A 26,325-nucleotide genomic window follows, 5' to 3' on the forward strand; every position below is an offset into this window, starting at 1 on the left:
CAAAAAAGGTTTTTTTGACTGAATGCTTGACACAGGCACGCAAATCCGTAGAATTCGGTTCCACAGGCGCGGGATGGAGCAGCCTGGTAGCTCGTCGGGCTCATAACCCGAAGGTCGTCGGTTCAAATCCGGCTCCCGCAACCAGATTAAAGAAAAGGCCACTGTTTCGACAGTGGCCTTTTTTATTGCCAAGAAATAGTCGCTGAAAAATTCTTATGGGAAATCAAGCATTAACGCTTGACACCCAGCTCGGAATCCGTAGAATGCGCACCACTGACGCGGGATGGAGCAGCCTGGTAGCTCGTCGGGCTCATAACCCGAAGGTCGTCGGTTCAAATCCGGCTCCCGCAACCATATTCGTCAGAACGAACCCCGCTTATCGAAAGATGGCGGGGTTTGTTGCATTCAGCTTCGGCAAAACGCTTCCCTTCTCTGTGCCATACCTTGGCTCGATGGCTGAATGAACTATGTTTAACTATCCTGAAACAGATTAACTACGCGCCCCGGAGTAATATCTGGACACGTTTTTCCAAAGGGATTTTCACTTGGCCGTACCTTGCCTCTTCCTCGCGCTGATCGCTCGAGGCACACCATGACTGCCCCTACTCCCGAAACCCAGACCCCGCTCACAGCGGCATTGCCTACGGCTGCCCAGCACCTGCCCTGGCTGGAGCGCCTGAGCAAGTACCGTCAACCGCTGGGCTTGGCCGTGACCTTGCTGCTGTTTGCCATGGGTCTGATCGCCTGTCGCCACCTGTTGAGCGAACTGGACATCTATGCCCTGCACGACGCCATGCTCAGTGTGCCGGCCAAGTCCTTGCTTGGCGCGCTGTTGGCCAGCGTCGTCGGGTTCGTGATCCTGCTCGGCTATGAATGGTCAGCCACCCGCTACGCTGCGGTGCAACTGCCCACGCGGACCTTGCTATTGGGCGGCTTCAGCGCCTTCGCCATCGGCAATGCCATTGGCCTGTCGATGCTCTCGGGTGGCTCGGTGCGCTATCGCCTGTACGCCCGCCAAGGGCTGGGGGCTGCCGAAGTCGCACGCATGACCGTGTTCGCCAGCCTGTCCCTGGGCTGCGCGCTCCCGCCCTTGGCAGCACTGGCCACCCTCAGCGATCTGCCCTCGGCCGCCACTGCGTTGCGCTTACCGGCGCCCCTGCTCGGTGGTATCGCCGTCGCGGTGCTGGTGGCGAGCGTAGCCCTGGTGATTGGCCTGCACCGTCGCCGCCTTCCGGAACAACCGCTCAAGGACAGTCTGCTGGTGCAGTTCGGTCGGCGCACCCTACGCCTGCCTGGCGGGCGCCTGGCCGCACTGCAACTGCTGATCACCGCACTGGACGTGGCGGCTGCCGCCACGGTGCTCTACATGCTGCTGCCCGAGGCTCCACCGTTCGGCGCCTTCGTGCTGGTCTACCTGCTGGCACTGGCCGCTGGCGTGTTGAGCCATGTGCCCGGCGGGGTCGGTGTATTCGAGGCGATCCTGCTGGCGGCGTTCGCCAATCAGCTAGGCGCAGCCCCCTTGGCCGCAGCCCTGCTGCTGTACCGACTGATCTACGTAGTGCTACCGCTGCTGCTGGCCTGCGTCCTGCTGCTGGCCAACGAGGCTCGTCGCCTGCTATTCGCCCAACAAGCCCTGCGCGCCGCCTCAGGGCTGGCTGCACCGGTATTGGCGATCCTGGTCTTCCTGTCCGGTGTAGTACTGCTGTTCTCCGGCGCCACACCCGAGATCGACAGCCGCCTGGAACATATGGGCTTTCTGATACCGCATCGGTTGATCGATGCCTCGCACTTTGGCGCCAGCCTGATTGGCGTGCTCTGCCTTTTGCTGGCCCAAGGACTGCGGCGACGCCTATCAGCCGCCTGGCTGCTGACCACCGTATTGCTGCTGGTGGGTGCTGTGCTGTCGCTGCTCAAGGGGTTCGACTGGGAAGAAGCGACCCTGATGTGCTTCACAGCCGCCCTGCTGGCGTTGTTCCGCCGCTCGTTCTACCGCCCCAGTCGCCTGCTGGAGTTGCCGTTCTCACCGGTCTACCTGGTCGCCAGTGCCTGTGTGGTCGGGGCATCGGTCTGGCTTTTGCTGTTCGCCTACCAGGACGTGCCCTACACCCACAAACTCTGGTGGCAATTCACCCTTGATGCCGACGCCCCCCGCGGCCTGCGCGCCGCACTGGGCAGCGCCGTGCTGCTGGTGATCGTCGCCCTGACCTGGCTGCTGCGCACCGCCCGCCCCGTGATTCACCTCCCCACAGACGACGAGCTGCAACGGGCCAACCGTATCCTGCTAGCCTCCGACCAACCCGACGGTGGCCTGGCCTTGACCGGCGACAAGGCGCTGCTGTTCCACCCCAACGATAACGCATTCCTCATGTATGCCCGGCGCGGCCGTAGCCTGGTGGCACTGTATGACCCGATCGGCCCGGCACAGGAGCGCGCCGAGATGATCTGGCAGTTCCGCGACCTGTGCGACCTGCACCATGCTCGCCCGGTGTTCTATCAGGTGCGCGCGGAGAACCTGCCGTTCTACATGGACATCGGCCTGACCGCGATCAAGCTCGGTGAAGAAGCGCGTGTCGACTTGCGTCGCTTCGATATAGAGGCCAAAGGCAAGGAGATGAAGGACCTGCGCTACACCTGGAACCGGGGTGGTCGCGACGGTCTGAGCCTGGAAATCCACGAACCCGGCCACGCCCCACTGGCCGAACTCAAGGAGATTTCCGACGCTTGGCTGACCGGCAAGAACGTGCGCGAGAAAGGTTTCTCCCTCGGTCGCTTCAGCCCCGAGTACCTGCAGCACTTCCGTATCGCCCTGATCCGCTTCCAGGGCCGGCCGGTGGCCTTTGCCAACCTGCTGGAGACCCACAGCAACGAGTTGGCCAGCCTGGACCTAATGCGCGCCCACCCCGAGGCGCCGAAGCTGACCATGGAATTCATGATGGTGGGCCTGATTCTTCACTACAAGAGCCACGACTATGGCCGCTTCAGCCTCGGAATGGTCCCCCTTTCCGGGCTGCAACCGCGCCGAGGGGCGCCTTTGACCCAGCGCTTGGGCTCGATGGTGTTCCAGCGCGGTGAACAGCTTTACAACTTCCAGGGCCTGCGGCGCTTCAAGGACAAGTTCCAGCCGGACTGGGAACCTCGCTACATGGCCGTACCGGCCGGGCTCGACCCGCTGGTGGCACTGGCCGATACTGCTGCCCTGATCGCGGGTGGCCTGACTGGATTGGTGAAACGCTGATGATCCGACGCTATTGGCTGTACGTACTGATTCCCCTGCTGCTGGCCGCGCTGGCCGGCGGCACGGCCTTCTGGCTGTGGACCCGCCCAGCTCCCGAAGCACGCCTGGAACACCTGACACTGGGCAATGGCAGCGACCTGACCCGTGCCACCCCTGGCGTACGCGCCAAGGCCTGGGTGGCCATCGGCGTGCCTCAGGAGCAGGCGCTGAGCGACAAGCAACTGCTCGACCTGAGCCAGGCCGGAGAAGCCCAACTGGTGCAGGTGATCTTGCCTGCCACCGATTGCACCCAGCAGCAGGCGACGATGGACCAGGCCGTCGCGCAACTGGCCGACAAACCGACCCTGGTTGCCGGTATCGGCCCAGGTGCTGCACAAGCTTGGCGCTGGCTGGCCAGCCAGAGTGACGACAAAGCCCGCGCCATCTCGGTGGACTTCAACCTCGAACAGCCCGGCTGCCAACTCGCCCTGCCCAAGTCGGCGGCGCACGGCCACTGGAACGTGGCCTGGAACGACAACCCGGACGACGCCAGCGCAGCCTTCGTGCGTGACCAAGCCAATGCCGAAACCAGCATCGCCGACTACGACATCCATCTGCCTCAGGTACTCAAGGCTCAGTTGACCCAGGCCTTGGTCGGCCAGAACGGCAATGCCCTGGCCATTCCGGTGGTCGAGGTGCCGGCCGGGCAGACCACCGATACCGTCACCCTGTTCCTTTCCGGGGATGGCGGCTGGCGCGACCTGGACCGCGACGTGGCCGGTGAAATGGCCAAGCTGGGCTACCCGGTGGTGGGCATCGACACCCTGCGCTACTACTGGCAGCATAAGACCCCCGAGCAAAGCGCCGCCGACCTGTCCGAACTGATGCAGCATTACCGCCAGAAATGGGGCACCAAACGCTTCGTACTGACCGGTTACTCGTTCGGCGCCGACGTGCTTCCGGCGATCTACAACCGCCTGCCCGAAGAAGACCAGAAACGTATCGACGCGGTCATGCTGCTGGCCTTCGCGCGCAGCGGTAGTTTCGAGATCCAGGTCGAAGGCTGGCTGGGCAAGGAAGGCCAAGAAGCCCCTACTGGCCCAGAAATGGCCAAGCTGCCGGCGGCGAAGGTGGTGTGCATCTATGGCGTGGAAGAAACCGATGAAAGCGGCTGCACTGACAAGACGGCAGTGGGCGAGCGCCTGAAGCTGCCAGGCGGCCACCACTTCGACGAGAACTATCCAGCGCTGGCCAAGCGCCTGATCGATGAGATCGAGACGCGCCAAGACAAATCCAGCGTCGCCGAGAAGTAACCTGAGAAGGGCCGCTCTGCGGCCCTTCTCACAGTGAACGGGGCTGCCAGGCAGCCCCATCCACCCCGATCAGATCTCGACCTGGGTGCCCAGCTCGATCACCCGATTCAACGGCAGGTTGAAGAACCGCAGGTTGCCGTTGGCGTTCTTGAGCAGGAACGCGAACAGATTTCCTCGCCAGCGCGACATACCTTCCAAACGCGAAGCGATCACCGTCTCACGGCTGAGGAAATAGGTCGTGCGCATCGGACTGAAGTCCAACGCATCCAGATGGCACAACTTGAGCGCTGCCGGCACATCCGGCTCGTCCATGAAGCCAAAGTGCAGCAACACGCGGAAGAACCCGTCCCCATACGCCTCAACCTCGAAGCGCTCATGCTCCGGCACCCGAGGCCGGTCCTCGCTGACCACCGTCAGCAACACCACCTGGCTGTGCAGCACCTGGTTGTGCAGCATGTTATGCAGCAATGCGTGGGGCACGGCGTCTGCCCGTGCAGTGAGGAACACCGCTGTCCCTTCGACACGGTGCGGCGGCTGCACGCGAATGCTGGCGATGAACACCGGCAGCGGCAAGGCGCCCTCGTCGATGCGTTCGACCAGAATCTGCTTGCCGCGCTTCCACGTACTCATCAACAGGAACAACACACCACCGGCCAGTACCGGGAACGCCCCGCCCTGGACGATCTTCGGTACGTTCGCGGCAAAGAACAGCCCATCGACCAGCAGGAAGCCCACCAAAATCGGTACCGCCAGCAGCGGCGGCCACTTCCACAGCAACAGCATCACCGCCGACACCAGAATGGTGGTCATCAGCATCGTGCCAGTCACCGCGACACCGTAGGCTGCCGCAAGCGCACCGGACGATTCGAAACCAATGACCAGCAGCACCACGCCGACCATCAATGTCCAGTTCACCGCCCCGATGTAGATCTGCCCCTGCTCATCGCTGGAAGTGTGCTGGATCTGCATGCGCGGGATATAGCCCAACTGGATGGCCTGGCGGGTCAGGGAGAACGCCCCCGAGATCACCGCCTGCGAGGCGATGACCGTCGCCAGGGTGGCAAGGCCTACGAGCGGCAGCAAGGCCCAGCTCGGCGCCAACAGGTAGAACGGGTTACGCGCAGCCTCGGGGTTCTGCAGCAACATCGCGCCCTGGCCAAAGTAGTTGAGCAGCAGCGCCGGCAGCACCAGGATGAACCAGGCTCGTGCAATGGGCTTACGGCCAAAATGCCCCATGTCGGCGTAAAGCGCTTCGGCACCGGTCAGCGCCAGTACCACCGCCCCCAGGATAGCGACGCCCATGCCGGGGTGGACAATGAAGAAATGCAACGCCCAGCCCGGATTGACCGCCTTGAGCACCTCGGGGCTCTGCGCGATGCCATGCACTCCCAGCGCACCCAGTACCACGAACCAAGTGACCATGACCGGGCCGAACAGCTTGCCGATCTTCTCGGTGCCATGCTTCTGCACCAGGAACAGCGCCACCAGCACCACCAGCGAAATCGGTACAACCCAGTGGTCGATGCCCTCGAACGCCAGGCCCATCCCCTCCACCGCCGACAGCACCGACACCGCCGGGGTGATCATGCTGTCGCCGTAGAACAGCGAGGCGCCGACCAATCCACAGATGACCATCAACGTACGCAGCTTCGGATAGTTGGCCGTGGCCCGCCGTGCCAGCGCCGTCAGCGCCATGGTCCCGCCCTCGCCCTGGTTGTCGGCGCGCAGGATGAACATGACGTACTTGAACGACACAACCCACAGCAGCGACCACAAGATCAACGACAGGATCCCCAGTACCCCATCGTGATTCACCGGCACCCCATAACCCCCGGTGAACACCTCTTTGAGGGTGTACAACGGGCTGGTACCGATATCGCCGTAAACCACCCCAACAGCTGCCACCAACAGGCCCAGCGAACGCGCGGCACCGTGCTGCTGCTCCTGCCCGCCTTGAGCGTGACTGCTTGCCTGAACCATCGACCACTCCCGCAGACGGCCTTTGCAGGCCCATTGAATTCACCTTCGCGCAGGACAACGCTTTAGCCCTGACACAACGGCGCGAAGCATAGCGCAGCGTTCGTCGTATTTCTGCTGGTCAAGTGCACGTGCGCTCGCTAGAATTGCGCACTTTTTGATCAGAGGCGCCCAAAGCGCCCGTCAGGCACGCCACCGTCAACGGTCGGGCGGCCCGTATTCAATACCGAGGTTAGTCATGTCCACCACCAACGCCACCCCGAAGGTCGGCTTCGTTTCCCTGGGTTGCCCCAAGGCCCTGGTCGATTCCGAGCGCATCCTCACTCAGCTGCGCATGGAAGGCTATGAAGTCGTGCCGACCTACGAGGACGCCGACGTGGTGGTGGTCAACACCTGCGGCTTCATCGACAGCGCCAAGGCCGAGTCCCTGGAAGTGATCGGTGAAGCGATCAAGGAAAACGGCAAGGTCATCGTCACCGGCTGCATGGGTGTCGAGGAAGGCAACATCCGCGACGTGCACCCCAGCGTGCTGTCGGTTTCCGGCCCCCAGCAGTACGAGCAAGTGGTCAACGCCGTGCATGAGGTAGTGCCGCCACGCCAGGACCACAACCCGCTGATCGACCTGGTGCCGCCGCAGGGCGTCAAGCTCACCCCGCGCCACTACGCCTACCTGAAGATTTCCGAAGGCTGCAACCACAGTTGCAGCTTCTGCATCATCCCATCGATGCGCGGCAAGCTGGTCAGCCGCCCGGTGGGCGAGGTGCTGAGCGAAGCCGAGCGCCTGGTCAAGGCCGGCGTCAAGGAGATCCTGGTGATCTCCCAGGACACCAGTGCCTATGGCGTGGACGTCAAGTACAAGACCGACTTCTGGAACGGCCGCCCGGTCAAGACCCGCATGCTCGAACTGTGCGAGGCGCTGAGCAGCCTGGGGGCGTGGGTGCGCCTGCACTACGTCTACCCGTACCCGAACGTCGACGACGTGATCCCGTTGATGGCCGCTGGCAAGATCCTGCCGTACCTGGACATTCCGTTCCAGCACGCCAGCCCCAAGGTACTCAAGGCAATGAAGCGCCCGGCCTTCGAAGACCGCACCCTGGCGCGCATCAAGAACTGGCGCGAGCAGTGCCCTGAGCTGGTAATTCGCTCCACGTTCATCGTCGGCTTCCCCGGCGAGACCGAAGAAGACTTCCAGTACCTGCTGGACTGGCTCACCGAAGCCCAGCTCGACCGCGTCGGCTGCTTCCAGTACTCCCCGGTCGAAGGCGCTCCGGCCAACGACCTGGGCCTGGAAGAAGTCCCCGATGACATCAAGCAGGAGCGCTGGGACCGTTTCATGGCGCACCAGCAGGCCATCAGCGCCGCACGCCTGCAACTGCGCATCGGCAAGGAGATCGAAGTGCTGATCGATGAGGTCGAAGAGCAAGGCTCGGTAGGCCGCAGCTTCTTCGACGCCCCGGAAATCGACGGTAGCGTGTTCATCGACGGCGATCACGGCTTCAAGCCCGGCGACAAGGTACGCTGCCGTGTGGTCGATGCCGACGAATACGACATGTGGGCCGAGCCTCTCTGAAGCGCACCGCAGGTCAAGATACCCCGCCACTGGCGGGGTATTTTTTTGCATCTATGTTTGCTTCATTGGGCCACAGCCGCGCAGGAGCCAGCCTCGATGAAGTCGCCACTGACATTGCACACCCCCCGCTACAGCGACTACCCGGAACTGGTGGCGCTCTGGGAAGCCTCGGTACGTGCGACCCATGACTTCCTGCCCGAAACCTACATCCTGCTGCTGCGCGACCACGTGCTGCGTCGCTATCTGGATGCCGTGATGCTGGTGTGCTGCAAAGACAGCAAACGCCGCATTCTGGGCTTTGCCGGCGTTGCCAATGGCCGGATCGACATGCTGTTCGTCGCGCCCGAGCACCGTGGCCGTGGCGTCGGCCAGCGCCTGCTGCGCCATGCCGTGGCTGAACTCAATGCCGAACGGCTGGATGTCAACGAACAGAACCCGCAAGCGCTGGGCTTCTATCTGCATGAAGGTTTCGAGGTGGTGGGCCGATCGGAAACCGATGGGCTGGGGCAGCCTTACCCTTTGCTGCATATGCGACGTGTTCCTACCGCTTCCTGAGACCACTGCCGAGGACAGCGTAGTCTTCTGCCGAATTGACGTGAATGACACCGATTTGCAGCCGCAACCCCGCCAGGGCAGGTACAATGAGTGCTTTTCCTGCCCTGCGAATACATTGTCCATGTCCGACCCCATCCGCCTGTCCAAACGCCTCATCGAACAGCTCGGCTGCTCGCGCCGAGAGGCAGAACTGTATATCGAAGGAGGCTGGGTCACGGTCGATGGCGTCGTGGTCGAGCAGCCGCAGTTCAAGGTTGACCAACAGCGCGTCGAGTTGCTGCCTGGCGCCCGCGCCGAAGCCCTCGAACCGGTCACCCTGCTATTGCACCAACGGCCCGGACAAGACACCGCCAGCGCCCAGGCCAGCATGACCATGGAAAGCCTCAGCGAAGCTCACCGCGAAGGTGTACGGGCCTTGCATGGCCACTTCGTCCGTCAGGCCTGCATCGCCCCGCTGCTGCCAGGTAGCAGCGGCTTGCAGGTATTCACCCAGGACTGGCGGGTGACCCGCAAGCTGGACGCCGACCTGCGCCGCATGGAACAGGAGTACATCGTCCAGGTCAGCGGCGAAGCCAAACCTGGCGCGCTGGAGCGCCTGGCCCGTGGCGTGGAGCGCAAGGGGGTCGAGTTGCCCAAGGCTAAGGCCAGCTGGCAGAACGAGCAGCACCTGCGCATGGTCTTGAAGAACCCGCTGCCAGGGCAGATCGAACACCTGTGCGAGACCGCTGGGCTCAAGGTGCTCGGCATGCGCCGTATCCGCCTGGGCGGCGTGTCCATGGGCAAGCTGGTCCAGGGCCAATGGCGCTACTTGGCAACCACCGAACGTTTCTAAGCGATACCGCCGCGTAGGATCGCGCGGCACCTGAACAGGATTGGCGTCAATGAACCATAACGATGTACTGCGCAGCCTGCGCTACATGCTCAAGGCCAACGATCAGAAGATGGCCGAAATCATTGGTCTGAGTGGTCTGCAAGTCTCCGCCGAGGCCATCGCCGGCTATGTGAAGAAAGAAGAAGAGCCCGGCTTCGTGCGCTGCCCCGAGAAGGTCATGGCGCACTTTCTCGATGGTTTGGTGATCCACCGTCGCGGCCGTGACGAAAGCCGTGCGCCACAACCGATCGAAGTCCCGGTGACCAACAACACCGTGCTCAAGAAACTGCGTGTCGCCTTCGAACTCAAGGAGGATGACCTGCACGCGGTACTCAAGTCGGTCAACTTCCCGGTCTCCAAGCCTGAGCTGAGCGCCTTGTTCCGCAAGGTCGGCCACGACAACTACCGTCCTTGCGGCGACCAGCTGCTGCGCAATTTCCTCAAGGGTCTCACCCTTCGCGTGCGCGGCTAGCCCTGATGCAGCATACGGTCTCGCCGGTCGGCATCGTGCGCTCCTGCTTCAAGGAGAAGTTCGCCATTCCGCGCCAGCCGCATCTGGCGCCCGCTGCCCGTGGCGTGCTGGAGCTGCTGCCACCGTTCGACCAAGGCGATGCGGTCGAAGGCCTTGAGCAGGTCAGCCATGTATGGCTGCTGTTTCTCTTCCACCAGGCACTTGAGGACAAACCGCGGCTGAAGGTGCGCCCCCCGCGCCTGGGTGGCAACAAGAGCATGGGCGTTTTCGCGACTCGCGCCACGCACCGCCCAAACGGCATCGGCCAGTCGGTGGTACGCCTGGATGGTGTCGAGCCAAAGCGCCTGCTGCTGTCAGGCATCGACCTGCTCGATGGCACCCCGGTGCTGGATATTAAGCCCTACGTACCCTATGCCGACAGTGTACCGAGCGCGACCAACCACATGGCCGGTACAGCGCCCGAGTCGATCGCCGTGCAATGGCACGAGAGCGCCCTGCCCCAGGCGCATGAGCATGGCCTTCGCCTGGGCGAGCCGCTGGTGGCGCTGATCGAGCAGTGCCTGGCACAGGACCCGCGCCCGGCCTACCAGATACCGCCACCGGAGCGGGTGTACGGCGTGAAGTTCTGGGACGTGCAGGTCAGGTGGCAGTATCCGCAGCCGGATGTGATCCGGGTGCTGGAAGTGGTGCGCGAGGCCTGAGGTTTGGCGCCAGACCTGCCAAGCGAAATATCGCAGACATAAAAAAACGCAGACCCAGGTCTGCGTTTTTTCATTGCCGCGCTCGCCTTACTTCTCGACGAAAGCACGTTCGATCAGGTAATCGCCTGGCTCGCGCATACGCGCCGAAACCTTCAGGCCGAAGCTGTCGAGCACTTCGCTGGTCTCGTCGAGCATGCTTGGGCTACCGCAGATCATCGCACGGTCGTCCTGTGGGTTGATCGGTGGCAGGCCGATGTCGCTAAACAGCTTGCCGCTGCGCATCAGGTCGGTCAGGCGCCCTTGGTTCTCGAAAGGCTCGCGAGTGACGGTGGGGTAGTAGATCAGTTTCTCGCGCACTGCCTCACCGAAGAACTCGTTCTGCGGCAGGTGCTCGGTGATGAACTCGCGGTAGGCGACTTCGTTCACGTAGCGCACACCATGAACCAGGATCACCTTCTCGAAACGCTCATAGGTTTCGGGGTCCTGGATGACGCTCATGAACGGCGCCAGGCCAGTGCCGGTGCTGAGCAGGTACAGATGCTTGCCTGGGTTCAGGTCGTCGAGTACCAGCGTGCCGGTAGGCTTCTTGCTGATGATGATCTCGTCGCCTTCTTTCAGATGCTGCAGTTGGGAGGTCAGCGGACCGTCCGGCACCTTGATGCTGAAGAACTCCAGGTGCTCTTCCCAGTTCGGCGAGGCGATGGAATAGGCGCGCATGAGCGGACGGCCGCTTTCCTGCTGCAGGCCGATCATCACGAACTGACCGTTCTCGAAGCGCAGGCCCGGGTCGCGGGTGCACTTGAAGCTGAACAGGGTGTCGTTCCAGTGGTGCACACTGAGGACACGTTCGTGGTTCATGTTGCTCATCTAGGGGCTCCTGAAGAAAAACGCAGCGCGCAAAACGCGCAGTTGCGCGATAGTTTAGGGGCAGCGACAATATCTGTTAACTGAATTATCAAGATATGTGTTATCGGTTATATCGATATGCGATTCACACTTCGTCAGCTTCAAGTATTCGTTGCCGTCGCCCAGCACCAGAGCGTCTCTCGCGCAGCTGGCGTGCTGGCGTTGTCGCAATCTGCCGCGAGCACCTCGATCACCGAACTTGAGCGCCAGTCCAGTTGCCAGCTGTTCGATCGCGCCGGCAAGCGCCTGAGCCTCAATGCCCTCGGCCATCAGCTGTTACCACAGGCGGTGGCGCTACTCGACCAAGCCAAGGAAATCGAGGATTTGCTCAACGGCAAGTCCGGCTTCGGCTCTCTGGCGGTGGGCGCCACCTTGACCATCGGCAACTACCTGGCGACCTTGCTGATCGGCAGCTTCATGCAGGTACACCCGGAAAGCCAGGTGAAGCTGCATGTGCAGAACACTGCGCATATTGTGCAGCAGGTTGCGCATTACGAAATTGACTTGGGTCTGATCGAGGGTGACTGCAATCACCCCGACCTGGACGTGCAACCGTGGGTCGAAGACGAGCTTGTGGTGTTCTGCGCGCCGCAACATCCGCTCGCCCAAACCGGGCACGCCGACATCGAGCAATTGGCCCAGGAAGCGTGGATTTTACGTGAACAGGGCTCAGGCACGCGACTGACCTTCGACCAGGCCATGCGTCATCACCGCGCTAACCTCAATATCCGCCTGGAACTCGAACACACCGAGGCAATCAAGCGCGCTGTCGAATCAGGCCTGGGGATTGGCTGCATCTCACGCCTGGCCCTGCGTGATGCGTTCCGTCGCGGTAGCTTGGTGCCGGTGGAAACCCCCGCGCTGGATTTGGCGCGGCAGTTCTACTTCATCTGGCACAAACAGAAGTACCAGACCTCCGCCATGCGTGAGTTCCTCGAACTGTGCCGCAGCTTCACCGCAGGCGTTCGGCGCAGCGACGAGATCGTGCTGCCGCCGATTGCCTGAACGTCAACCGAGCAAGATCACACCCCAGACCAGGCCCACCATGGTCATGGCGACCAGCTGTGCGGCGCTCCCCATGTCCTTGGCATTCTTCGACAGCGGGTGGCGGTCCAGCGAGATACGGTCGATGGCCGCCTCCACCGCCGAGTTGAGCAGTTCGACGATCAGCCCCAGCAGGCAGACCGCGATCAGGATGGCGCGCTCGCCACGGCTGACCGGCAGCCAGAAGGCCGTGGGAATCAGCAGCACATTGACCAGCACCAGTTGGCGGAACGCCGCTTCGCCCTTGAACGCCGCGCGCAGGCCATCCAGCGAATAGCCGGCGGCATTGAAGATACGTTTGAGGCCTGTCTGGCCTTTGAATGGCGACATGTGTGTCCGTCACTACACCGAGAAAAAGGCCCGCAGGCTAGTTCAACCAGGGTCAAAAAAGCGTGAAGGCGCGAATTTAGCCGGCCGAAACCGATTCCAGTTGTTGCAACAGCAAGGCCGCCTGGGTACGGGTACGTACGCCCAGCTTGCGGAAGATCGCGGTCACGTGGGCTTTGATGGTCGCTTCCGACACATTCAGTTCGTAGGCGATCTGCTTGTTCAACAGCCCTTCGCAGACCATGGTCAGCACCCGGAACTGCTGTGGCGTCAGGCTCGCCAGGCCTTCGCTGGCAGCCTTGGCCTCGGCCGACACATCGACCTTCTCGAATGCCTGGGGCGGCCACCAGACCTCACCATCGAGCACCTTCTGCACGGCATCCTGGATCTCCTCCAGGTTGCTCGACTTGGGAATGAAGCCACTGGCACCGAACTCTCGCGACTTGACCACTACCGCGGCTTCCTCCTGGGCCGAGACCATCACCACTGGAATCTGCGGGTACTGGCCGCGCAGCAGCACAAGGCCAGAGAAGCCGTAGGCGCCAGGCATGTTGAGATCCAGCAGGACCAAATCCCAGTCGGCTTTTTCGGTCAAGCGGTTTTCAAGCTCAGCGATGCTTGCCACCTCGACCAAACGCACGTCGGGCCCGAGGCCGAGGGTAACGGCCTGGCGCAAGGCGCTGCGGAACAACGGGTGGTCATCGGCAATCAGGATTTCGTACGTGGCCATCGATCTAGGGATCCTGTTCTGTGCCAGACGTAGAGTACGGGGCGCCTGGCAGGCAACTCATGGCCAGGACGGCAGAGCCGTCGGCCGGGATGGCACGGCGAAAACCAGGAGAGTCGCTTCGCCGTGCCCGAAGCGGGGCCAAGGATGACGAGCACGCTGCGGGGGGTCAAGCCAAATGCCCGGTCGTCGCGCCTACCCTGGTGGTCAGCCGCGACAGTATGAACCAATCCGTCGCGGCTGCCCCTTGGACTATAGGAAGGTATGCAAACGCCGGTGCACCTCATCCTGCTCGTCAAGCGGCAGACGCCGCTTGCCACTGAGGTAGTGCAGGCTGAACACGTCAAGGTACGCGTCTAGCGCTTGCGAGGCCTGGTTGTCACCGGCCAGGTCCAGGCACATGGCGGCCACTTCGGCGGTGCAGAAGTGATCGTCGCGCTTGGAGCGGCGCAGGCGATAGCGCGACATCTGCTCGGCCTGCAGGCTCAGCACCGGGAAGCGGTCCAGGTACGGGCTCTTGCGAAACATCTTGCGCGCCTCGGTCCAGGTCGCATCGAGCAAGATGAACAGCGGCCGCTTGCCCGGCTCGCGCACCACCTCGCTGACCACCCGCTGCTGGGCGACGAACTCTCCCGGAAAGACGATGTAAGGTTGCCACTGCGGGTCATCGAGGAGCGCCAGCAGGCCCTCGTCCACCGAAGTACGCAGCCAGCCAAAGGCGGCGGTGTCTTCGATGAGGTCGGCGATCAACCAGCCGGTATTGGTAGGTTTCAGTGGCTCAGTGTCATGCATCAGCAGGCAAACGCCGGAGTCGGCCTGCACGCGAGGTTTCCAGGCACACAGGCAATGGGTGGCGATCACGCGGCAGTCAGGGCAACGCTCGGCGCGCGAACCGCGCGCAATGAAAGGTTTGACGCTGCGTGCCAGCCGCTCGGCGCGCAAGCGCGCGACTGCATGGCTCATGGCAGCAGGCCTAGGCACAAAGAGGGAACGGACACAGGAACGACTCGACGAAAACAAAGTGCCAGTCTACCAGAGCGCTCGTGTTTTGCCGTGCAGCGGTGCGCACCGCTCCTTTATAATCCTTGCTTTGGCGGCCTGGCGACCACGTGGTTTGATGGAACGCCGCCCGCCGGCGCAGGTCAAAGTGCCAGTCATCGAACCAGGAGAGATTCATGCTGCGTTTTATCGTCCCGACCCTGAGCCTGCTGCTCGCCCTGCCGCTGGCCGCCCAGGCTGCCTCCAAGCAGGAGTACGAGCTGACCCAGATGCTGCAGAAGGTCGCCAAGGAAAGCAGCGTTGGCACCCCGCGCGCCATCAATGAGGATATCCTCGACCAAGGGTACACCGTCGAGAAAGGCAAGGCGCTGGTCAACCACCTGAGTGTGCGCCAGAGTCACGCCGAGCGCATGCTCGCCAACCCCGAACAAGTCCGCAGCCAGCTGGGTGACAGCGTGTGCCGCAACAACGGCTACCGTCAACTGATGTCCAAAGGCGCCGTGCTGGTTTACCGCTTCACCGTCTACAAAACCAATCAGCCGATCATGGACCAAGCGTTCGACGGCGCCAGCTGCGTGGCCGGCAACAAGAAAAAGTGATTCAGGCGACCTCGTCGCGGGCACTGGCGCGTCGCTGTTCTTCTTCGGCGCGCAGGTCTGCCAGCAACGCCTGAAGATAATGCGAGTGCCGGTCCAGGCCCTGCAAACGCCGCTGGCACTCCTGCTCAATGCTCAGGCCATTGTCTTGAGCCGCCCGTGACAACTGGGCGTACAGTTGTGTCTCCACCTCGATCACCAGCCGACGCATAGTGCCACCTCCGCGCATCGCCTCCCGCCACTCGTTCAGTTAATCAAAGCTTCGAAAAGATTGGATCCTATCCGACCAGCGGGCCCCTGGCCGCCTCATGCAGCAGCAGGAACCGGCTCTGGCGTCTAGATTGAAAGCGAGCGTCTACCGATTGCGTTTCGCTCAAAACACACGAGAGAGGATGGACTTTACCCTGCAACACGGCCTTGAAGGCCTACTGCAATGCTCGACGCGCACACTCGAGCCAAAGCAGCCTGCGACACATCAGGCGTCGCGGCCGGGGCACACCATCGGCCCGGTCAGAGGTTTTGCTGCAGAAGGAGACGTTGAATGCCCTACCAATCGAACGAGCGCCTGTCCGAGCACTTCCGGGAACAGGGTATAGACCTGAGCAAGATCGACGAGCAACTGCAACTGGTTGCCCCGAACAGCCCCAACCTTGCGCTGTATCGCGACATGCTGCTGACGGTCCTGCGCATGGCGCATGACGACCGTAATCGCTGGAACGCCAAGATCACCCTGCAGGCGCTTCGAGAGCTCGACCATTCGTTCCGTACCCTCGAACGCTACAAAGGGCGCCGCAAAGTCACGGTATTCGGCTCGGCCCGCACGCCGCAGGAACATCCGATGTATGCGCTGGCCCGTGAACTGGGCGCTACGCTTGCACGCGCCGACCTGATGGTCATCACCGGTGCCGGCGGCGGCATCATGGCCGCCGCCCACGAAGGCGCCGGCACCGACCACAGCCTGGGCTTCAATATCACCCTGCCATTCGAGCAGCACGCCAACGCCACGGTCGATGGCACTGACCGGTTATTGCCGTTCCACTTCTTCTTCATTCGCAAGCTGTTCTTCGTCAAAGAGGCCGATGCGCTCGTGCTATGCCCCGGTGGCTTTGGCACGCTGGACGAAGCGCTGGAAGTACTGACCCTGATCCAGACCGGTAAAAGCCCGCTGGTGCCCGTGGTCCTGCTGGACTCACCGGGCGGCAGCTTCTGGCAGGACGCACTGGCGTTCATCAGCCGCCAACTTGAAGCCAACCGTTACATTTTGCCCAGCGACCTCAAGCTGGTGCGCATGGCCCACAGTGCCGACGAGGCCGTGGAGGAAATCCGGCAGTTCTATCGCAACTACCACTCCAGCCGCTGGCTGAAGAATCAGTTCGTGATTCGTATGCAGCACCGCTTGAGCGACGCGGCACTACAGGACATCGAAGAGAGCTTCGCTGACCTGCGCCTGAGTGGGTGCTATCGCCAGCAAGCAGATAGCGGAGTCGAACATGAGGAAGGCAACTTCAGCCACCTGACCCGATTGACCTTCGCCTTCAACGGTCGCGCCTTGGGCCGCCTGCGCGAGCTGGTGGATTTCATCAACCTGCCGGAGAACTGGGCCAAACCCGAACCGATGCACACCACGCAACGGGCACGGGAGGCCATGAAGGTAAGCTGAACGCAAAATGCCCCGAATAGCCAATACCTACCGGCATCGGCTATTCGGGGCATTCATTAATAGTCGTCTAGGTCGCGACCGTTGAGCAGCCTGCCAATCATATCCATGGGAAAACCACGGTAAGCGAGAAAGCGCGTTTGCTGTGCGCGGGTGCGCGGATCGACAGGGCGCTGACCGGCGAACTTGCGCTGCCAGACATCTCGCAAGCGCTCTTTCCAGTCCACTTCGCTCTCACGCAGCGCCTGCTCAATATCGCTACGGGAAAGGCCCCGTTGGCCCAACTCCTCCCGAATACGCGCAGGGCCGTAACCGGCACCGGAACGGTAGCGGATAAAGCTCTCCAGATAGCGGGCTTCGCTGAGCAACCCTTCTTCGGCAAGCCGATCGAGCGCAGGCTCGATCAACTCATCGGGAGCACCGCGCTGACGCAGTTTGCGCGTCAGCTCGACGCGACCGTGCTCACGGCGCGCAAGCAGGTCCATGGCTGTCCGCCGAACGGCGACGGGGGTGTCGAGTACGGCGGACATGGGACAGATCAGTAATTAGCGTCGGCGTCAGCCATGTCATCGGCATCGGCTTCGGCAGCAGCGGCTTTGGCGGCGGCAGCAGCAGCGGCACCGGCGGTCAGCAGCTTATCGCGGATCTGCTTCTCGATCTCAGCACCGATGGCCGGGTTTTCGTGCAAGTACTTGGCAGCGTTAGCCTTGCCTTGGCCGATCTTGTTGCCCTGGTAGGCGTACCAGGCACCGGATTTCTCCACCAAACCTTGGGAAACACCCAGGTCGATGATTTCACCGTTGCGGTAGATGCCCTTGCCGTAAAGAATCTGGAACTCGGCCTGACGGAACGGCGGCGAGACCTTGTTCTTGACGATCTTGACGCGGGTTTCGCTGCCGACCACTTCGTCGCCTTCCTTGACCGCACCGGTACGACGGATGTCCAGGCGAACCGACGCGTAGAACTTCAGAGCGTTACCGCCGGTGGTGGTTTCCGGGCTGCCGAACATCACGCCGATCTTCATACGGATCTGGTTGATGAAGATGACCAGGCAGTTGGCGTTCTTGATGTTACCGGTGATCTTACGCAGCGCCTGGGACATCAGACGGGCCTGCAGGCCGACGTGCATGTCGCCCATCTCGCCTTCGATCTCTGCCTTAGGTACCAAAGCCGCCACCGAGTCGACGATGATCACATCGACGGCGTTGGAACGCACCAGCATGTCGGTGATTTCCAGGGCTTGCTCGCCGGTGTCCGGCTGAGAGACCAGCAGGTCGTCGACGTTGACGCCCAGCTTGCCAGCGTATTCAGGGTCGAGGGCATGCTCAGCATCGACGAAGGCGCAGGTAGCACCGTTTTTCTGGGCTTCTGCGATGACCGACAGGGTCAGCGTGGTTTTACCCGAAGATTCCGGGCCGTAGATCTCAACGATACGACCCTTCGGCAGGCCGCCGATGCCCAGGGCGATGTCCAGGCCCAGGGAGCCAGTGGAGATGGCGGGGATAGCCTGACGCTCGTGGTCGCCCATGCGCATGACCGCGCCTTTGCCGAATTGGCGTTCGATTTGACCCAGGGCCGCAGCCAAGGCGCGCTTCTTGTTGTCGTCCATTGATATCCTCACGTGTTCGACGTGGCCCTGACGGCCGGAATAACTGTATAAGTAGCCAGTATTATTCCACAGGGATTCGTTTCCGCAAACCCCCGTTGGGCGATTTACTCCCCACCAAGCTGTAACAAGCCGTCTAACGCGGCGATCACCGTCTGTCTGCGGACTGCCTCGCGGTCCCCTTCGAAGTGGCGCCGCTCACTGCTGATGTGCACGCCATCGGCCCAGGCCAGCCATACCGTGCCTACCGGCTTGGCCGCCGAGCCGCCATCCGGGCCCGCTACACCACTGACCGCCACGGCAAAGCGCGCGCCACTGGCCGCCTGGGCCCCGCGCACCATGGCTTCGACCACCTCCTGGCTGACTGCGCCCACTTGCGTGAACAGCGCAGTGGGCACGCCCAACTGGCGGGTTTTCTGGGCATTGGAATAGGTGACGTAACCGGCCTCGAACCACGCCGAGCTACCAGGGACACGTGTGATGGCTTCGGCAATGCCACCACCGGTGCAGGATTCGGCGGTACTGACCTGAGCGTTGAAACGCCGCAGATGCTCACCCAGGCGGGTGGAGAGAACAGTGATCGGGTCCATGACGGTCTCCTGGCAAGAATCCGCCCTACCCTATCACCCTCCCAAAGCCTGGCAAGCGCTCAAGGTGCCAGAGCACGCACATAGTCCTGGCAGGCGCGCAGGGCGATCAGTCCGCGGTCGCCGTCGTCGGTGATGGCGATAATTCGTCGAGCATGCGCTGGGTCAAGTCGGGCGCGTACGGGGCCATCATCCACGCCGCTGGCGCTGGGGGTGGCAGGCACTGCACGGCAACCGGCGTCGCGCTCGACCAAGACCGACAGCCGCAGATCGGCAGTAGCAAGGCGATCACGCAAACGAGCCTGGGCGTCCTGAACATCGTTCAGCTCCTTGAAATGTTTCGATTCACTGTCGTGCAGGCGCCGCTCCAGCCCCTGGCGCTGCTCGCGCTCGGCCAGCAGCAGGCCATGCAGTGCCTCGGCCTGGTCCAGGCGCTGCTGCACAAGTTCGGTTTCCTGCGCGACCAGCAGACGCCCGTAGCGCCAGGCCTGGACCTGCCAGGCCAGCGCCCCGAACAGCAGCATGCACAACACCCACAGCCCCAATTGCCAACGACTCAACACAACACCTCCCGCGCCCGGGCCCATAACTGCAAGCGCTCACTCAGGCCATTCAGGCCACCATTGATCAGCCGGGTGATGCGGTTGAACTCGCCTTGGTCGGCAAGTCCGTTGAGCCCACGTGATTGCCAGAACCACGCCGCCGACTCGCAGGCCCAGCGCGGCTGCTCAAGCATCTGCGGCTGCGCCAGCAGGCGTTCGTCGCCAAACAGCGCACGACTACAAGCCTGGTAGTTATTGTGGCCGGTCACTTGGATCAGGCCGCGCCCGCAATAGCGCTGGCCATCGCCGTCGAGCTCAGGGGTGTTGCCCAGAAGCCTGGCCAGGCGGCCGGTGTCGTAGCGGGCCAAGTATTTGTCGCTACCCAATTCCTTGACGTGACGCAGCTGGCCAGACTCGTGGCCAACCTGCGCGAGGAACGCGGCAATGCGCTTGGGATGGTCAATGTCCCAACGCGCCATGGCCTCGTTCAGCGCGGGTAGAAATACCTCGACGCGTTGACCGGCGAGGGGGTAGATATCACTCAGTTGTCGTGCAGTCAGTTCCATCACGGCATGCTCCATTGCTGTCTGATCGAAAGGCGGCAGATGCCGCCGGGACTCGCTCATGGGCGATGGCTCGAAGCACGGGGCTTTCAATGAGATCGCAGCGCCTCTCGTTTGAGCGGGAGCTGACTATAAAAAGCGCTCGCGCGCCGCTACATGGGGAAATGCCGCTCACCTGTTCAACGCTGCACCTTGAGCGGGCTGGCCTTGCCCGTCGCGCGGCCCTTGGCCTTGCCCTGCTGGCCGCCGTTGCACTGCAAAGTGGTGCGCCATCCACTGCTGGTGAACACCTGCTCCACCGACTCGATCAGGTAAAGCCCGTCGAGCCCGGCCAGAAAGCCGCGCGCCTCGATGCTGCGTTCGGCGAACAGGTCGGTGCGTCCGGGCATGTCCAGGCGCACGCTGGCGGTGTCGCGGTTGAAGCTGGCCAAGCGTGCACGCGCGGCCTGTTCGGCGGCAGCGCGACTGGGATACAGATGGCGATCGGTATAAACCGGTTGCAACCCCTCCGGCGCTTCGCCGTTATCCAGCTCGACCGTCTGCAAGCGCCCCGTGGCGCTATCCTGATGGCGGGTGCGCACAACTTTGTGGGTGGTTCGATCAGCCAGGCGAAACTGCCATTGGTTAACCTCAGTGCGGTTGAGGGTTACCACGCCCAGTGCTTGGCCACTGGCACTGGTTCCGCCCTGGCGGGGTAGCACCAGCAACTGACCGTTGGCGAGCTTGGCGGTGCAGTTGTGCTGGCGAGAAACACGGGTGATGAAGTTGAAGTCCGACTCGCTGTACTGGTCGATGCGCGGTATCTGCGTGGTCACCGGGCACACCGCCTGCCAGCCGTTGCGCGTGGCGATGTCTGCGACGATGCGCTGCAAGGTGACACCCTCCCAACTGCCGCTGCGGATGGTCTTGCCGCTGCCACGCAGGTCACTGGCCTTGCCGCGAATCACCAAGGTATCTGGCGGCCCGGACAACTCCACTTCATCGACCGTGTAACGTCCCAACAGGTGCAGCGCTTGCCCGGCATACCCCAGGTGCACGGCCAATACCGCACCGCGCGCGGGCAACGCCAAGGCTCCGTCGCGGGCGTCGATGCGCAGCTCGAAGTCGTCCGACTCAAGGCCCGGCTTGTCGGTGGTGCGCATCAGCAGCAGGCGGTCGTTGATCAGCGTGGTGATGTCGTTGCCATCAGCCTGGATGCTGAACACAGGTTTCATGGTGGTGTCTCCGTGTAAGGGGCGACGCGTGGCCGCGCCGCCCTCCGTGTCAGTCCCACAGTTGAACGGTTTCGCTGACCGGTGCGGTCAGCTCCGGCAGCACGATGTTGACCCCGGCGCGAAACGGCTGCGCTTCGTCGGCCAGCCCTTGGTTGAACGCGAGCACCGCCTCGACCACACCGCCCAAATGCCCGTAGTAATGCTGGCAAAGGGTGTCCAACAGGTCGCCCTCAGACGTGGTACAAGTCTTGGCCATAACTTACGAACTCCAATGAAAAGCCTTGTTTGCGTGGAATGCCGTCGGCCTGCAGTTGAGTCTGGGTTTCTTCGACACTGGTCAGGCACCAGTTACCCAGGACTTCGCCGTAACCGGTCGTCAGCGATAACGGCTGGAGCTGCCGGCCAATGCTGCGCAAGGCCTGTAACTGGCCAATCCCGCCCTTGAAACCGGGAAAGATCGCCCCGCTAAGCGTGATGTGCTCCTCGCCCTGGCTGACCGCCTGTTGCGCACTGTCGCGGCCGAGGCGTTCCTGCCCGGCCCAGCGAAAGCGTGTTTGTCGGCGCAACTGGTCGAAGGCTGCGGTGTCGAGGTTGAAGTAGTAAGGCGCGGCGCCCGGCTGCAAGGGCTGCAACACCAACAGGTGGGGGAACGGCTTGACCGCCTCGGCGGCGGGCGTGGCCTCGGGCGCGAAGCCCAGGGTCTGCAACACGCCGCTGACGCTGCTGCGCACCTCGCCCACCACCCGGCGAATCGCCGCGCCCGCCTTGGCCACATGGCCGGCAAACGCGTCGATACGTTCACGCACTTGGCGCACCACGCCCAATGCCTGGTCGTACTTGGCAACCACCTTGGTCACCCGCGCCTGGGCCCGGTCGATGGCGCGCAGCGCGCGTTGTAGCTTGGCGCCGATGATCGGGCCGACCACAGGCAAACCCTCCAGCTCGGTAACTGCGCCCTTGACGTGAACGATTGCCTCGTCCATCGGGTCGAGCATGGCGTCGACTCGCCGCCGCCCTGCCTCCCCCGCCTCGACCAAGGCGCGCAGCGTGGCTTGCAGCTGCTCCAGATAAGTCATGGATGCTCCTTAAAGTGCGATGTGTGGGGTGTCCGCCAGCTGCACCGAACGGGCCTGACGCATCAGTTCCTCCAGTTGCCGACGGGCGATACCTTCCAGTTGCTGGAGTACGCTTGGGTCGGACAGGCTGTTGGTGAAGGTGACCGGCATGTTGGCGGTGAAGGTGAATTGCTGGTTGATTGGCGCTGGCGGTTGAGGGGGTGGCAACGCTGGGTTTGCCGGGGTAGGCGTGGCGTCAGGGCCTGAGCCTAACGACTTGCCCAGAAAGCCGCCGAGACTTTCTCCGCCCATGCTCCCGAGTGCCCCGCCGATCAGGCCGCCAATCAGCGTGCCAACGACCGGCACGACCGAACCAATCGCCGCACCGGCAGCCGCACCGGCCAAGCCACCACCCAACCCGCCAACGGCGGTGCCGTAACCTTCCAGCTTTTGCTCTGGAGTGGCGTCGCTGTTGTAGGTTTCGGCCAACTGCATACCTGTAGTGAGCAACGACAGACCCGGTACACGCCGCATCGCGCGGCGCGCCAACGACGCACCAGGGGGGGCTGCTGCGGTCTTGCCCATCGAGCCGACGAGCGAAGTGACGCCGAGTACAGCGGAGTTGACTGCCGACGCGGATTGCGCCTCAGATTGGTCTTCCTCCTCCTCCTCCTCCTCCTCCTCCTCTTCCTCCTCTTCTTCCTCCTCCTCTTCCTCTTCGCCTCGGGCTACGCTTGTTCGCCTGCCTGAAGACGAAGCGGCGCTGGAGCCTTGCGCTGAAGCGACCTGCTTGCCATCAGCACTGTCCTTGCCGGCAAACAGGTCGAAGATCGAGGTGCCTACCCCGCTACCGACAACGCCCCCCAGGATGCCACCGATCAGCGGGCCGTATTGCTTGCCTAGGGCGGTCTTCGTCATCCCGCCGAGCACCGCGCCGCCCAAGGTACCGAGCAGCGTTCCCACGCCCCCGCCCATCACATCGGCTTGATCGCGACCGCTGTCCTTGAAGTAAGCGACAGCGCCAGCGCCCACTAACGATACGACCGCAGGCGCCAGGTTTTCCTTGGCGTTGCTCAGCCCAGCCTGCCGCACGCCGGGCGGTAAAGCCTTGTAGCCCTTATAAGCCACCAACGGAAGCAGAGCCGTCGCGGCGACGCCTAATAGACTGAACATCACCTTGAGCGCCGGGATGGCCGACTCCATCGGCACACGTCCGTGCTCAGCGCTTCTTGGCTCTGGAGAATCATTCGGCGAGGGCTGGGCAGTTGGCACCATGCCCTCGCCCCTTGAAGCCTCAGGTGCCGCTGGCGACCTGTCGGTATCGGGAGTCGCAGCGGCGGTGGTCCGTTCAATGTGCAACTGGATTGGCTTGCGTGCCAGAGACAGGTAACGCCTGCGCAAGCGCTCGACCTCATCCCCCTCTCGTCGCAGCCGATCAATCTGATCCTCATGCGCCCACGCCTGTTCGGTGGTCAGTTGCCGCTCCACCTGGCGTACCTTGTCCAGTTCCAGCCCCAGGCGGATGACCTCGCCGATCAGCCGCCCGAGCCGGGTGCCATCGACCTGCCCGCGCAGCCGTTCAAGCGGCTCGCGCAACGTGTCGATGGCACTGCCCAGAGACTGGTTGCTGGTGACGCCGAGGGTGAACACCTGTGTGTTCGCCATGCGTTCCTCCTTGTCACTCCCCGAGCCACCAGAGCATGTCGGGGTACGACATGCTCATGATCTCGCTCGCGGAAAAGTTCAGCTCCGTGGCCAGCCGCCGCGCGGCGGCCTTTTGCCGGGCAGGGTCAAAGCTCGTCGTCCTGGACCAGGCGAAAGTAGCCGCTTTGCAGGCGGCTGTAGTCCTTCAGGGCCAGACCTTCGAGGTCCTTGACACCGACTTCGGCGAGCGAGGCGAACAGGTTCAGTTCGCGTTGCTCATCGTCCTTGGCGCCGCCCAACTGAGCACTGCGGATATCACGCACGGTGGGCGCGCGCAGCGACAGGCTGTCGACCTGCACGCCGTTGGCCTCGCTCGGGCGCGACAGGCGCACGGTCACGCGCTCGGCGTCGACGGTGAGCCACTGGGGAAGCTTTTTCGCTTGAGCCATTGGGTAACCTCCTTACAAGCCCAGGGCGGCGCGCTGGGCGGCCAGTTGGTCGACGCCGTCGATCACCCGCTTCATGCCCAAGGCGTCGATCTCGTAGATCAGCCGACCGTCGACTTCCAGCTTGTAGTAGGTGACGCTGACGCTGTGCTTGATCTCGGCTTTGTCGCCAGACTTCCAGTCACCCATATCAACTTCCTTGAGGGTGCCGCGCAGGCTCACCACGACCGGGTTGATCTGGCCCTTGAGGCCCTTGAAGGCGCCACGGAAGGTGCCGTTGAAGCCGTTGCCATCGGCCAGACCGAAGAACTTCAGGGCTTCGCGGCGCACGCCAGTGGTGGTGAAGGCGGCTTCCTGCTTTTCCATGCCCTGGTCCATCTCGACCGGCATGTCCATGCCGCCGGGGCGGTGCTCTTCCATTTTCAGGGTGAGCTTGGGCAGGGTCAGGCTGGGCACGTCGCCCTGGAAGCTCACGCCATCGACGAACAGGTTCAGGTTGGCCAGTGTTTCGGGAATCATTGCCATGTAGATGCGCTCCTTAAGCGGCAGAATCGAGGACTTCGGTCAGCCACTGGTTGGTGACTTCGACACGGAAATTGGGGTTTTCGGCAGGCGGTACGTCAGTGAAGCGGATGTTCCAATACACCTTGCCCTGCTCCAGCTGGCTGGCGGTGTTCAGCTCAGGGTCGGCGTAGACCTCGAAGTTGATGATCGCGCCCTGGTTCTTCAGGTCGCGCATGAAGGCTTGCAGGCCCTCGGTGACGTCCTTGACGTAGGTGGCGGTGATGGAGCGGTCGACCGCCCACTTGTGCCCGTAGAGGATCGCGTCCATGACGATGTCCATGGTCCGCACGCGGGTGACGAAGGCCCATTTCGGATCGCTCGACAGGGTACGGTTACCCCAAAGACGGAAACCGTCGTCGCGGATGATGGTGGCGATATTGGCGTTGTTCAGCAGGTTGGCGCGGCAGGTGTCGTCGCCATCGAGGAACTCCACCGCGCGGGTGGTGCCAGTGATACCGACGAACTCCTTGTTCGACGGCGAGGCCCAGAAGCCGTACTCGCTGTCGGTCCAGGCGAACAAGCCGGCGACCCAGGCCGAGCCCGGCGCATCCACTGTGGCCGCTTCATCGTTGTCCCAGTAACGCACGCCCGGATCGACCAGGAACGCGCGCTTGGCGCCGAAGTTGCCGGCGTAGGCGATAGCCGCCTCGTCGGTGGTGTTGGGACCGTCGATGATGGCGATGGCGCGCAGCTTGTCGGCCAGGGCCACCAGCGCATTGCCGACGGCATCGGTCGAGCTGTGCTTGGGCGTGACCAGCAGGCGTGGCTGGGCGTTGAAGCGGCTTTTACCATCGAGCAACGCTTGCAGGCCGGTGCGCTTGCCATCGGCCAGCACGCTGCCGATGATCGCCGAGGTTTGCTCGGCCGGGTCGCTCAGCTTGGCCACGCCGCAGGCGACGATGACCGCCTTGGCGCGGGTGTAGATGGCGCGGCAGGCCTTGGTGATCGCCGCGTCAGGGCCGAACGCCGCGACCGCTTCGCGTTCGCTGGTGATCAGCACCAGATCGCCTGCCTTGGCAGTAGCGTCAGGGCCTTCGGTGAAGGTGTCGACCAAGCCGATGATCGAGGACGACGGCAGCGCGATGCTGCGTGCGCCAGTGTCGACGTTGGTCACGGTAACGCCGTGGAAGAATCCACTCATAGGGGTTTTGCTCCAAGATTCAGATGTGAAAAGG

28 protein-coding genes and 2 tRNA genes are annotated in these 26,325 nt (G+C 62.8%); 12 read left to right on the top strand and 18 right to left on the bottom strand.

The features are described from left to right. Positions 1-67: 67 nt before the first annotated feature. The 4 genes from ACNFIC_RS05165 (at position 68) to ACNFIC_RS05180 (ending at position 4,527) form a co-directional block, all read left to right on the top strand. Positions 68-144, top strand: a tRNA-Met gene (locus tag ACNFIC_RS05165). Positions 145-277: 133 nt separating this feature from the next. Then, positions 278-354: transfer RNA gene (locus tag ACNFIC_RS05170), tRNA-Met, on the top strand. 238 nt (positions 355-592) lie between these two features. Beyond that, entirely contained in the window at positions 593-3,235 is a 2,643-nt protein-coding gene (gene mprF / locus ACNFIC_RS05175; protein WP_138218465.1) for a bifunctional lysylphosphatidylglycerol flippase/synthetase MprF, read from the top strand. Next, complete coding sequence (locus ACNFIC_RS05180) at positions 3,235-4,527, top strand: virulence factor family protein (protein WP_416780203.1); 1,293 nt, start codon at positions 3,235-3,237, stop codon at positions 4,525-4,527. The genes mprF and ACNFIC_RS05180 overlap by 1 nt, the downstream gene beginning before the upstream one ends. A 69-nt stretch (positions 4,528-4,596) precedes the next feature. Here the strand turns inward: ACNFIC_RS05180 and ACNFIC_RS05185 are convergent, their stop codons facing one another. Beyond that, positions 4,597-6,507 (bottom strand): potassium transporter Kup, encoded by a 1,911-nt coding sequence (locus ACNFIC_RS05185; RefSeq protein ID WP_138218467.1) that lies wholly within the window; start codon positions 6,505-6,507, stop codon positions 4,597-4,599. Positions 6,508-6,742: 235 nt separating this feature from the next. Here ACNFIC_RS05185 and rimO point away from each other — a divergent pair, with 235 nt between their 5' ends. From rimO to tsaA, 5 genes are all read left to right on the top strand, one after another. Beyond that, positions 6,743-8,074, top strand: a complete 1,332-nt coding sequence (rimO, locus tag ACNFIC_RS05190) for a 30S ribosomal protein S12 methylthiotransferase RimO (protein ID WP_138218468.1) — start codon at positions 6,743-6,745, stop codon at positions 8,072-8,074. Between the two features lie 96 nt (positions 8,075-8,170). Further along, entirely contained in the window at positions 8,171-8,629 is a 459-nt protein-coding gene (locus ACNFIC_RS05195; RefSeq protein ID WP_138218469.1) for a GNAT family N-acetyltransferase, read from the top strand. A gap of 121 nt (positions 8,630-8,750) precedes the next feature. After that, positions 8,751-9,461 carry an rRNA pseudouridine synthase gene (locus tag ACNFIC_RS05200; protein WP_138218470.1) on the top strand — a complete coding sequence of 237 codons (711 nt, stop codon included), beginning with the start codon at positions 8,751-8,753 and terminating at the stop codon, positions 9,459-9,461. A 49-nt stretch (positions 9,462-9,510) separates the two neighbouring features. Then, complete coding sequence (locus ACNFIC_RS05205; protein ID WP_138218471.1) at positions 9,511-9,972, top strand: DUF1456 family protein; 462 nt, start codon at positions 9,511-9,513, stop codon at positions 9,970-9,972. A gap of 5 nt (positions 9,973-9,977) precedes the next feature. After that, the gene (gene tsaA / locus ACNFIC_RS05210) at positions 9,978-10,673 is read left to right on the top strand and encodes a tRNA (N6-threonylcarbamoyladenosine(37)-N6)-methyltransferase TrmO (RefSeq protein ID WP_416780206.1); all 696 of its coding nucleotides are present in this window, start codon (positions 9,978-9,980) and stop codon (positions 10,671-10,673) included. An 87-nt stretch (positions 10,674-10,760) separates the two neighbouring features. On the opposite strand, the gene fpr is transcribed toward tsaA, so the two are convergent. Beyond that, positions 10,761-11,540, bottom strand: coding sequence for a ferredoxin-NADP reductase (fpr, locus tag ACNFIC_RS05215; RefSeq protein ID WP_138218473.1), 780 nt, complete (start codon positions 11,538-11,540; stop codon positions 10,761-10,763). A gap of 117 nt (positions 11,541-11,657) precedes the next feature. Between fpr and finR the strand changes: the two genes are divergently transcribed. Beyond that, positions 11,658-12,584, top strand: a complete 927-nt coding sequence (gene finR, locus ACNFIC_RS05220; RefSeq protein WP_138218474.1) for a LysR family transcriptional regulator FinR — start codon at positions 11,658-11,660, stop codon at positions 12,582-12,584. A 3-nt stretch (positions 12,585-12,587) separates the two neighbouring features. On the opposite strand, the gene ACNFIC_RS05225 is transcribed toward finR, so the two are convergent. The 3 genes from ACNFIC_RS05225 to ACNFIC_RS05235 form a co-directional block, all read right to left on the bottom strand. Next, entirely contained in the window at positions 12,588-12,953 is a 366-nt protein-coding gene (locus ACNFIC_RS05225; RefSeq protein ID WP_138218475.1) for a diacylglycerol kinase, read from the bottom strand. Positions 12,954-13,029: 76 nt separating this feature from the next. Continuing rightward, complete coding sequence (gene erdR / locus ACNFIC_RS05230; protein ID WP_138218477.1) at positions 13,030-13,680, bottom strand: response regulator transcription factor ErdR; 651 nt, start codon at positions 13,678-13,680, stop codon at positions 13,030-13,032. Between the two features lie 249 nt (positions 13,681-13,929). Then, positions 13,930-14,640: a tRNA-uridine aminocarboxypropyltransferase gene (locus ACNFIC_RS05235; protein WP_138218479.1), complete on the bottom strand. Its 711-nt coding sequence runs from the start codon at positions 14,638-14,640 to the stop codon at positions 13,930-13,932. A gap of 212 nt (positions 14,641-14,852) precedes the next feature. Here ACNFIC_RS05235 and ACNFIC_RS05240 point away from each other — a divergent pair, with 212 nt between their 5' ends. Beyond that, on the top strand, positions 14,853-15,275 hold the full coding sequence (locus ACNFIC_RS05240) for a quorum-sensing-regulated virulence factor family protein (protein WP_138218481.1): 423 nt from the start codon (positions 14,853-14,855) through the stop codon (positions 15,273-15,275). A gap of 1 nt (position 15,276) precedes the next feature. Here ACNFIC_RS05240 and ACNFIC_RS05245 read toward each other — a convergent pair whose 3' ends face one another. Then, positions 15,277-15,483: a hypothetical protein gene (locus ACNFIC_RS05245; RefSeq protein ID WP_416780212.1), complete on the bottom strand. Its 207-nt coding sequence runs from the start codon at positions 15,481-15,483 to the stop codon at positions 15,277-15,279. A gap of 330 nt (positions 15,484-15,813) precedes the next feature. On the opposite strand from ACNFIC_RS05245, the gene ACNFIC_RS05250 reads away from it, so the two are divergent. Next, positions 15,814-16,932 carry an LOG family protein gene (locus ACNFIC_RS05250; protein ID WP_138218485.1) on the top strand — a complete coding sequence of 373 codons (1,119 nt, stop codon included), beginning with the start codon at positions 15,814-15,816 and terminating at the stop codon, positions 16,930-16,932. A 56-nt stretch (positions 16,933-16,988) separates the two neighbouring features. On the opposite strand, the gene recX is transcribed toward ACNFIC_RS05250, so the two are convergent. The 12 genes from recX to ACNFIC_RS05310 form a co-directional block, all read right to left on the bottom strand. Next, positions 16,989-17,459, bottom strand: coding sequence for a recombination regulator RecX (gene recX / locus ACNFIC_RS05255; RefSeq protein WP_138218487.1), 471 nt, complete (start codon positions 17,457-17,459; stop codon positions 16,989-16,991). A gap of 8 nt (positions 17,460-17,467) precedes the next feature. Beyond that, positions 17,468-18,538, bottom strand: a complete 1,071-nt coding sequence (gene recA / locus ACNFIC_RS05260) for a recombinase RecA (protein WP_138218489.1) — start codon at positions 18,536-18,538, stop codon at positions 17,468-17,470. Between the two features lie 104 nt (positions 18,539-18,642). Next, complete coding sequence (locus ACNFIC_RS05265; RefSeq protein WP_138218491.1) at positions 18,643-19,125, bottom strand: CinA family protein; 483 nt, start codon at positions 19,123-19,125, stop codon at positions 18,643-18,645. A gap of 59 nt (positions 19,126-19,184) precedes the next feature. Then, positions 19,185-19,685 (bottom strand): lysis system i-spanin subunit Rz, encoded by a 501-nt coding sequence (locus ACNFIC_RS05270; RefSeq protein WP_416780215.1) that lies wholly within the window; start codon positions 19,683-19,685, stop codon positions 19,185-19,187. Continuing rightward, positions 19,679-20,230 carry a glycoside hydrolase family 19 protein gene (locus ACNFIC_RS05275; protein WP_138218495.1) on the bottom strand — a complete coding sequence of 184 codons (552 nt, stop codon included), beginning with the start codon at positions 20,228-20,230 and terminating at the stop codon, positions 19,679-19,681. The genes ACNFIC_RS05270 and ACNFIC_RS05275 overlap by 7 nt, the downstream gene beginning before the upstream one ends. 176 nt (positions 20,231-20,406) lie before the next feature. Beyond that, positions 20,407-21,441, bottom strand: a complete 1,035-nt coding sequence (locus ACNFIC_RS05280; RefSeq protein ID WP_416780217.1) for a phage late control D family protein — start codon at positions 21,439-21,441, stop codon at positions 20,407-20,409. Positions 21,442-21,490: 49 nt separating this feature from the next. Then, positions 21,491-21,697, bottom strand: coding sequence for a tail protein X (locus tag ACNFIC_RS05285; protein WP_416780219.1), 207 nt, complete (start codon positions 21,695-21,697; stop codon positions 21,491-21,493). Next, positions 21,672-22,517, bottom strand: coding sequence for a phage tail protein (locus tag ACNFIC_RS05290; RefSeq protein WP_416780221.1), 846 nt, complete (start codon positions 22,515-22,517; stop codon positions 21,672-21,674). The genes ACNFIC_RS05285 and ACNFIC_RS05290 overlap by 26 nt, the downstream gene beginning before the upstream one ends. A 9-nt stretch (positions 22,518-22,526) precedes the next feature. Then, positions 22,527-24,161 carry a hypothetical protein gene (locus ACNFIC_RS05295; protein ID WP_416780223.1) on the bottom strand — a complete coding sequence of 545 codons (1,635 nt, stop codon included), beginning with the start codon at positions 24,159-24,161 and terminating at the stop codon, positions 22,527-22,529. 125 nt (positions 24,162-24,286) lie between these two features. Continuing rightward, positions 24,287-24,589, bottom strand: coding sequence for a phage tail assembly protein (locus ACNFIC_RS05300; protein WP_138218505.1), 303 nt, complete (start codon positions 24,587-24,589; stop codon positions 24,287-24,289). Between the two features lie 12 nt (positions 24,590-24,601). Further along, positions 24,602-25,111 (bottom strand): phage major tail tube protein, encoded by a 510-nt coding sequence (locus ACNFIC_RS05305; protein WP_138218507.1) that lies wholly within the window; start codon positions 25,109-25,111, stop codon positions 24,602-24,604. Positions 25,112-25,124: 13 nt separating this feature from the next. Beyond that, positions 25,125-26,291 carry a phage tail sheath family protein gene (locus ACNFIC_RS05310; protein WP_138218509.1) on the bottom strand — a complete coding sequence of 389 codons (1,167 nt, stop codon included), beginning with the start codon at positions 26,289-26,291 and terminating at the stop codon, positions 25,125-25,127. Positions 26,292-26,325 lie beyond the last annotated feature (34 nt).

Origin of the sequence: Pseudomonas sp. NY15463, from assembly GCF_048068415.1 — a bacterium.
Lineage (GTDB): Bacteria > Pseudomonadota > Gammaproteobacteria > Pseudomonadales > Pseudomonadaceae > Aquipseudomonas > Aquipseudomonas mosselii_C.

Excerpts from the sequence above, each read along its gene's own strand:
- mprF (WP_138218465.1), top strand. The coding sequence starts at position 593 with ATGACTGCCCCTACTCCCGAAACCCAGACCCCGCTCACAGCGGCATTG.
- ACNFIC_RS05180 (WP_416780203.1), top strand. The coding sequence starts at position 3,235 with ATGATCCGACGCTATTGGCTGTACGTACTGATTCCCCTGCTGCTGGCC.
- ACNFIC_RS05185 (WP_138218467.1), bottom strand. The coding sequence starts at position 6,507 with ATGGTTCAGGCAAGCAGTCACGCTCAAGGCGGGCAGGAGCAGCAGCAC.
- rimO (WP_138218468.1), top strand. The coding sequence starts at position 6,743 with ATGTCCACCACCAACGCCACCCCGAAGGTCGGCTTCGTTTCCCTGGGT.
- ACNFIC_RS05195 (WP_138218469.1), top strand. The coding sequence starts at position 8,171 with ATGAAGTCGCCACTGACATTGCACACCCCCCGCTACAGCGACTACCCG.
- ACNFIC_RS05200 (WP_138218470.1), top strand. The coding sequence starts at position 8,751 with ATGTCCGACCCCATCCGCCTGTCCAAACGCCTCATCGAACAGCTCGGC.
- ACNFIC_RS05205 (WP_138218471.1), top strand. The coding sequence starts at position 9,511 with ATGAACCATAACGATGTACTGCGCAGCCTGCGCTACATGCTCAAGGCC.
- tsaA (WP_416780206.1), top strand. The coding sequence starts at position 9,978 with ATGCAGCATACGGTCTCGCCGGTCGGCATCGTGCGCTCCTGCTTCAAG.
- fpr (WP_138218473.1), bottom strand. The coding sequence starts at position 11,540 with ATGAGCAACATGAACCACGAACGTGTCCTCAGTGTGCACCACTGGAAC.
- finR (WP_138218474.1), top strand. The coding sequence starts at position 11,658 with ATGCGATTCACACTTCGTCAGCTTCAAGTATTCGTTGCCGTCGCCCAG.
- ACNFIC_RS05225 (WP_138218475.1), bottom strand. The coding sequence starts at position 12,953 with ATGTCGCCATTCAAAGGCCAGACAGGCCTCAAACGTATCTTCAATGCC.
- erdR (WP_138218477.1), bottom strand. The coding sequence starts at position 13,680 with ATGGCCACGTACGAAATCCTGATTGCCGATGACCACCCGTTGTTCCGC.
- ACNFIC_RS05235 (WP_138218479.1), bottom strand. The coding sequence starts at position 14,640 with ATGAGCCATGCAGTCGCGCGCTTGCGCGCCGAGCGGCTGGCACGCAGC.
- ACNFIC_RS05240 (WP_138218481.1), top strand. The coding sequence starts at position 14,853 with ATGCTGCGTTTTATCGTCCCGACCCTGAGCCTGCTGCTCGCCCTGCCG.
- ACNFIC_RS05245 (WP_416780212.1), bottom strand. The coding sequence starts at position 15,483 with ATGCGTCGGCTGGTGATCGAGGTGGAGACACAACTGTACGCCCAGTTG.
- ACNFIC_RS05250 (WP_138218485.1), top strand. The coding sequence starts at position 15,814 with ATGCCCTACCAATCGAACGAGCGCCTGTCCGAGCACTTCCGGGAACAG.
- recX (WP_138218487.1), bottom strand. The coding sequence starts at position 17,459 with ATGTCCGCCGTACTCGACACCCCCGTCGCCGTTCGGCGGACAGCCATG.
- recA (WP_138218489.1), bottom strand. The coding sequence starts at position 18,538 with ATGGACGACAACAAGAAGCGCGCCTTGGCTGCGGCCCTGGGTCAAATC.
- ACNFIC_RS05265 (WP_138218491.1), bottom strand. The coding sequence starts at position 19,125 with ATGGACCCGATCACTGTTCTCTCCACCCGCCTGGGTGAGCATCTGCGG.
- ACNFIC_RS05275 (WP_138218495.1), bottom strand. The coding sequence starts at position 20,230 with ATGGAACTGACTGCACGACAACTGAGTGATATCTACCCCCTCGCCGGT.
- ACNFIC_RS05280 (WP_416780217.1), bottom strand. The coding sequence starts at position 21,441 with ATGAAACCTGTGTTCAGCATCCAGGCTGATGGCAACGACATCACCACG.
- ACNFIC_RS05285 (WP_416780219.1), bottom strand. The coding sequence starts at position 21,697 with ATGGCCAAGACTTGTACCACGTCTGAGGGCGACCTGTTGGACACCCTT.
- ACNFIC_RS05290 (WP_416780221.1), bottom strand. The coding sequence starts at position 22,517 with ATGACTTATCTGGAGCAGCTGCAAGCCACGCTGCGCGCCTTGGTCGAG.
- ACNFIC_RS05295 (WP_416780223.1), bottom strand. The coding sequence starts at position 24,161 with ATGGCGAACACACAGGTGTTCACCCTCGGCGTCACCAGCAACCAGTCT.
- ACNFIC_RS05300 (WP_138218505.1), bottom strand. The coding sequence starts at position 24,589 with ATGGCTCAAGCGAAAAAGCTTCCCCAGTGGCTCACCGTCGACGCCGAG.
- ACNFIC_RS05305 (WP_138218507.1), bottom strand. The coding sequence starts at position 25,111 with ATGGCAATGATTCCCGAAACACTGGCCAACCTGAACCTGTTCGTCGAT.
- ACNFIC_RS05310 (WP_138218509.1), bottom strand. The coding sequence starts at position 26,291 with ATGAGTGGATTCTTCCACGGCGTTACCGTGACCAACGTCGACACTGGC.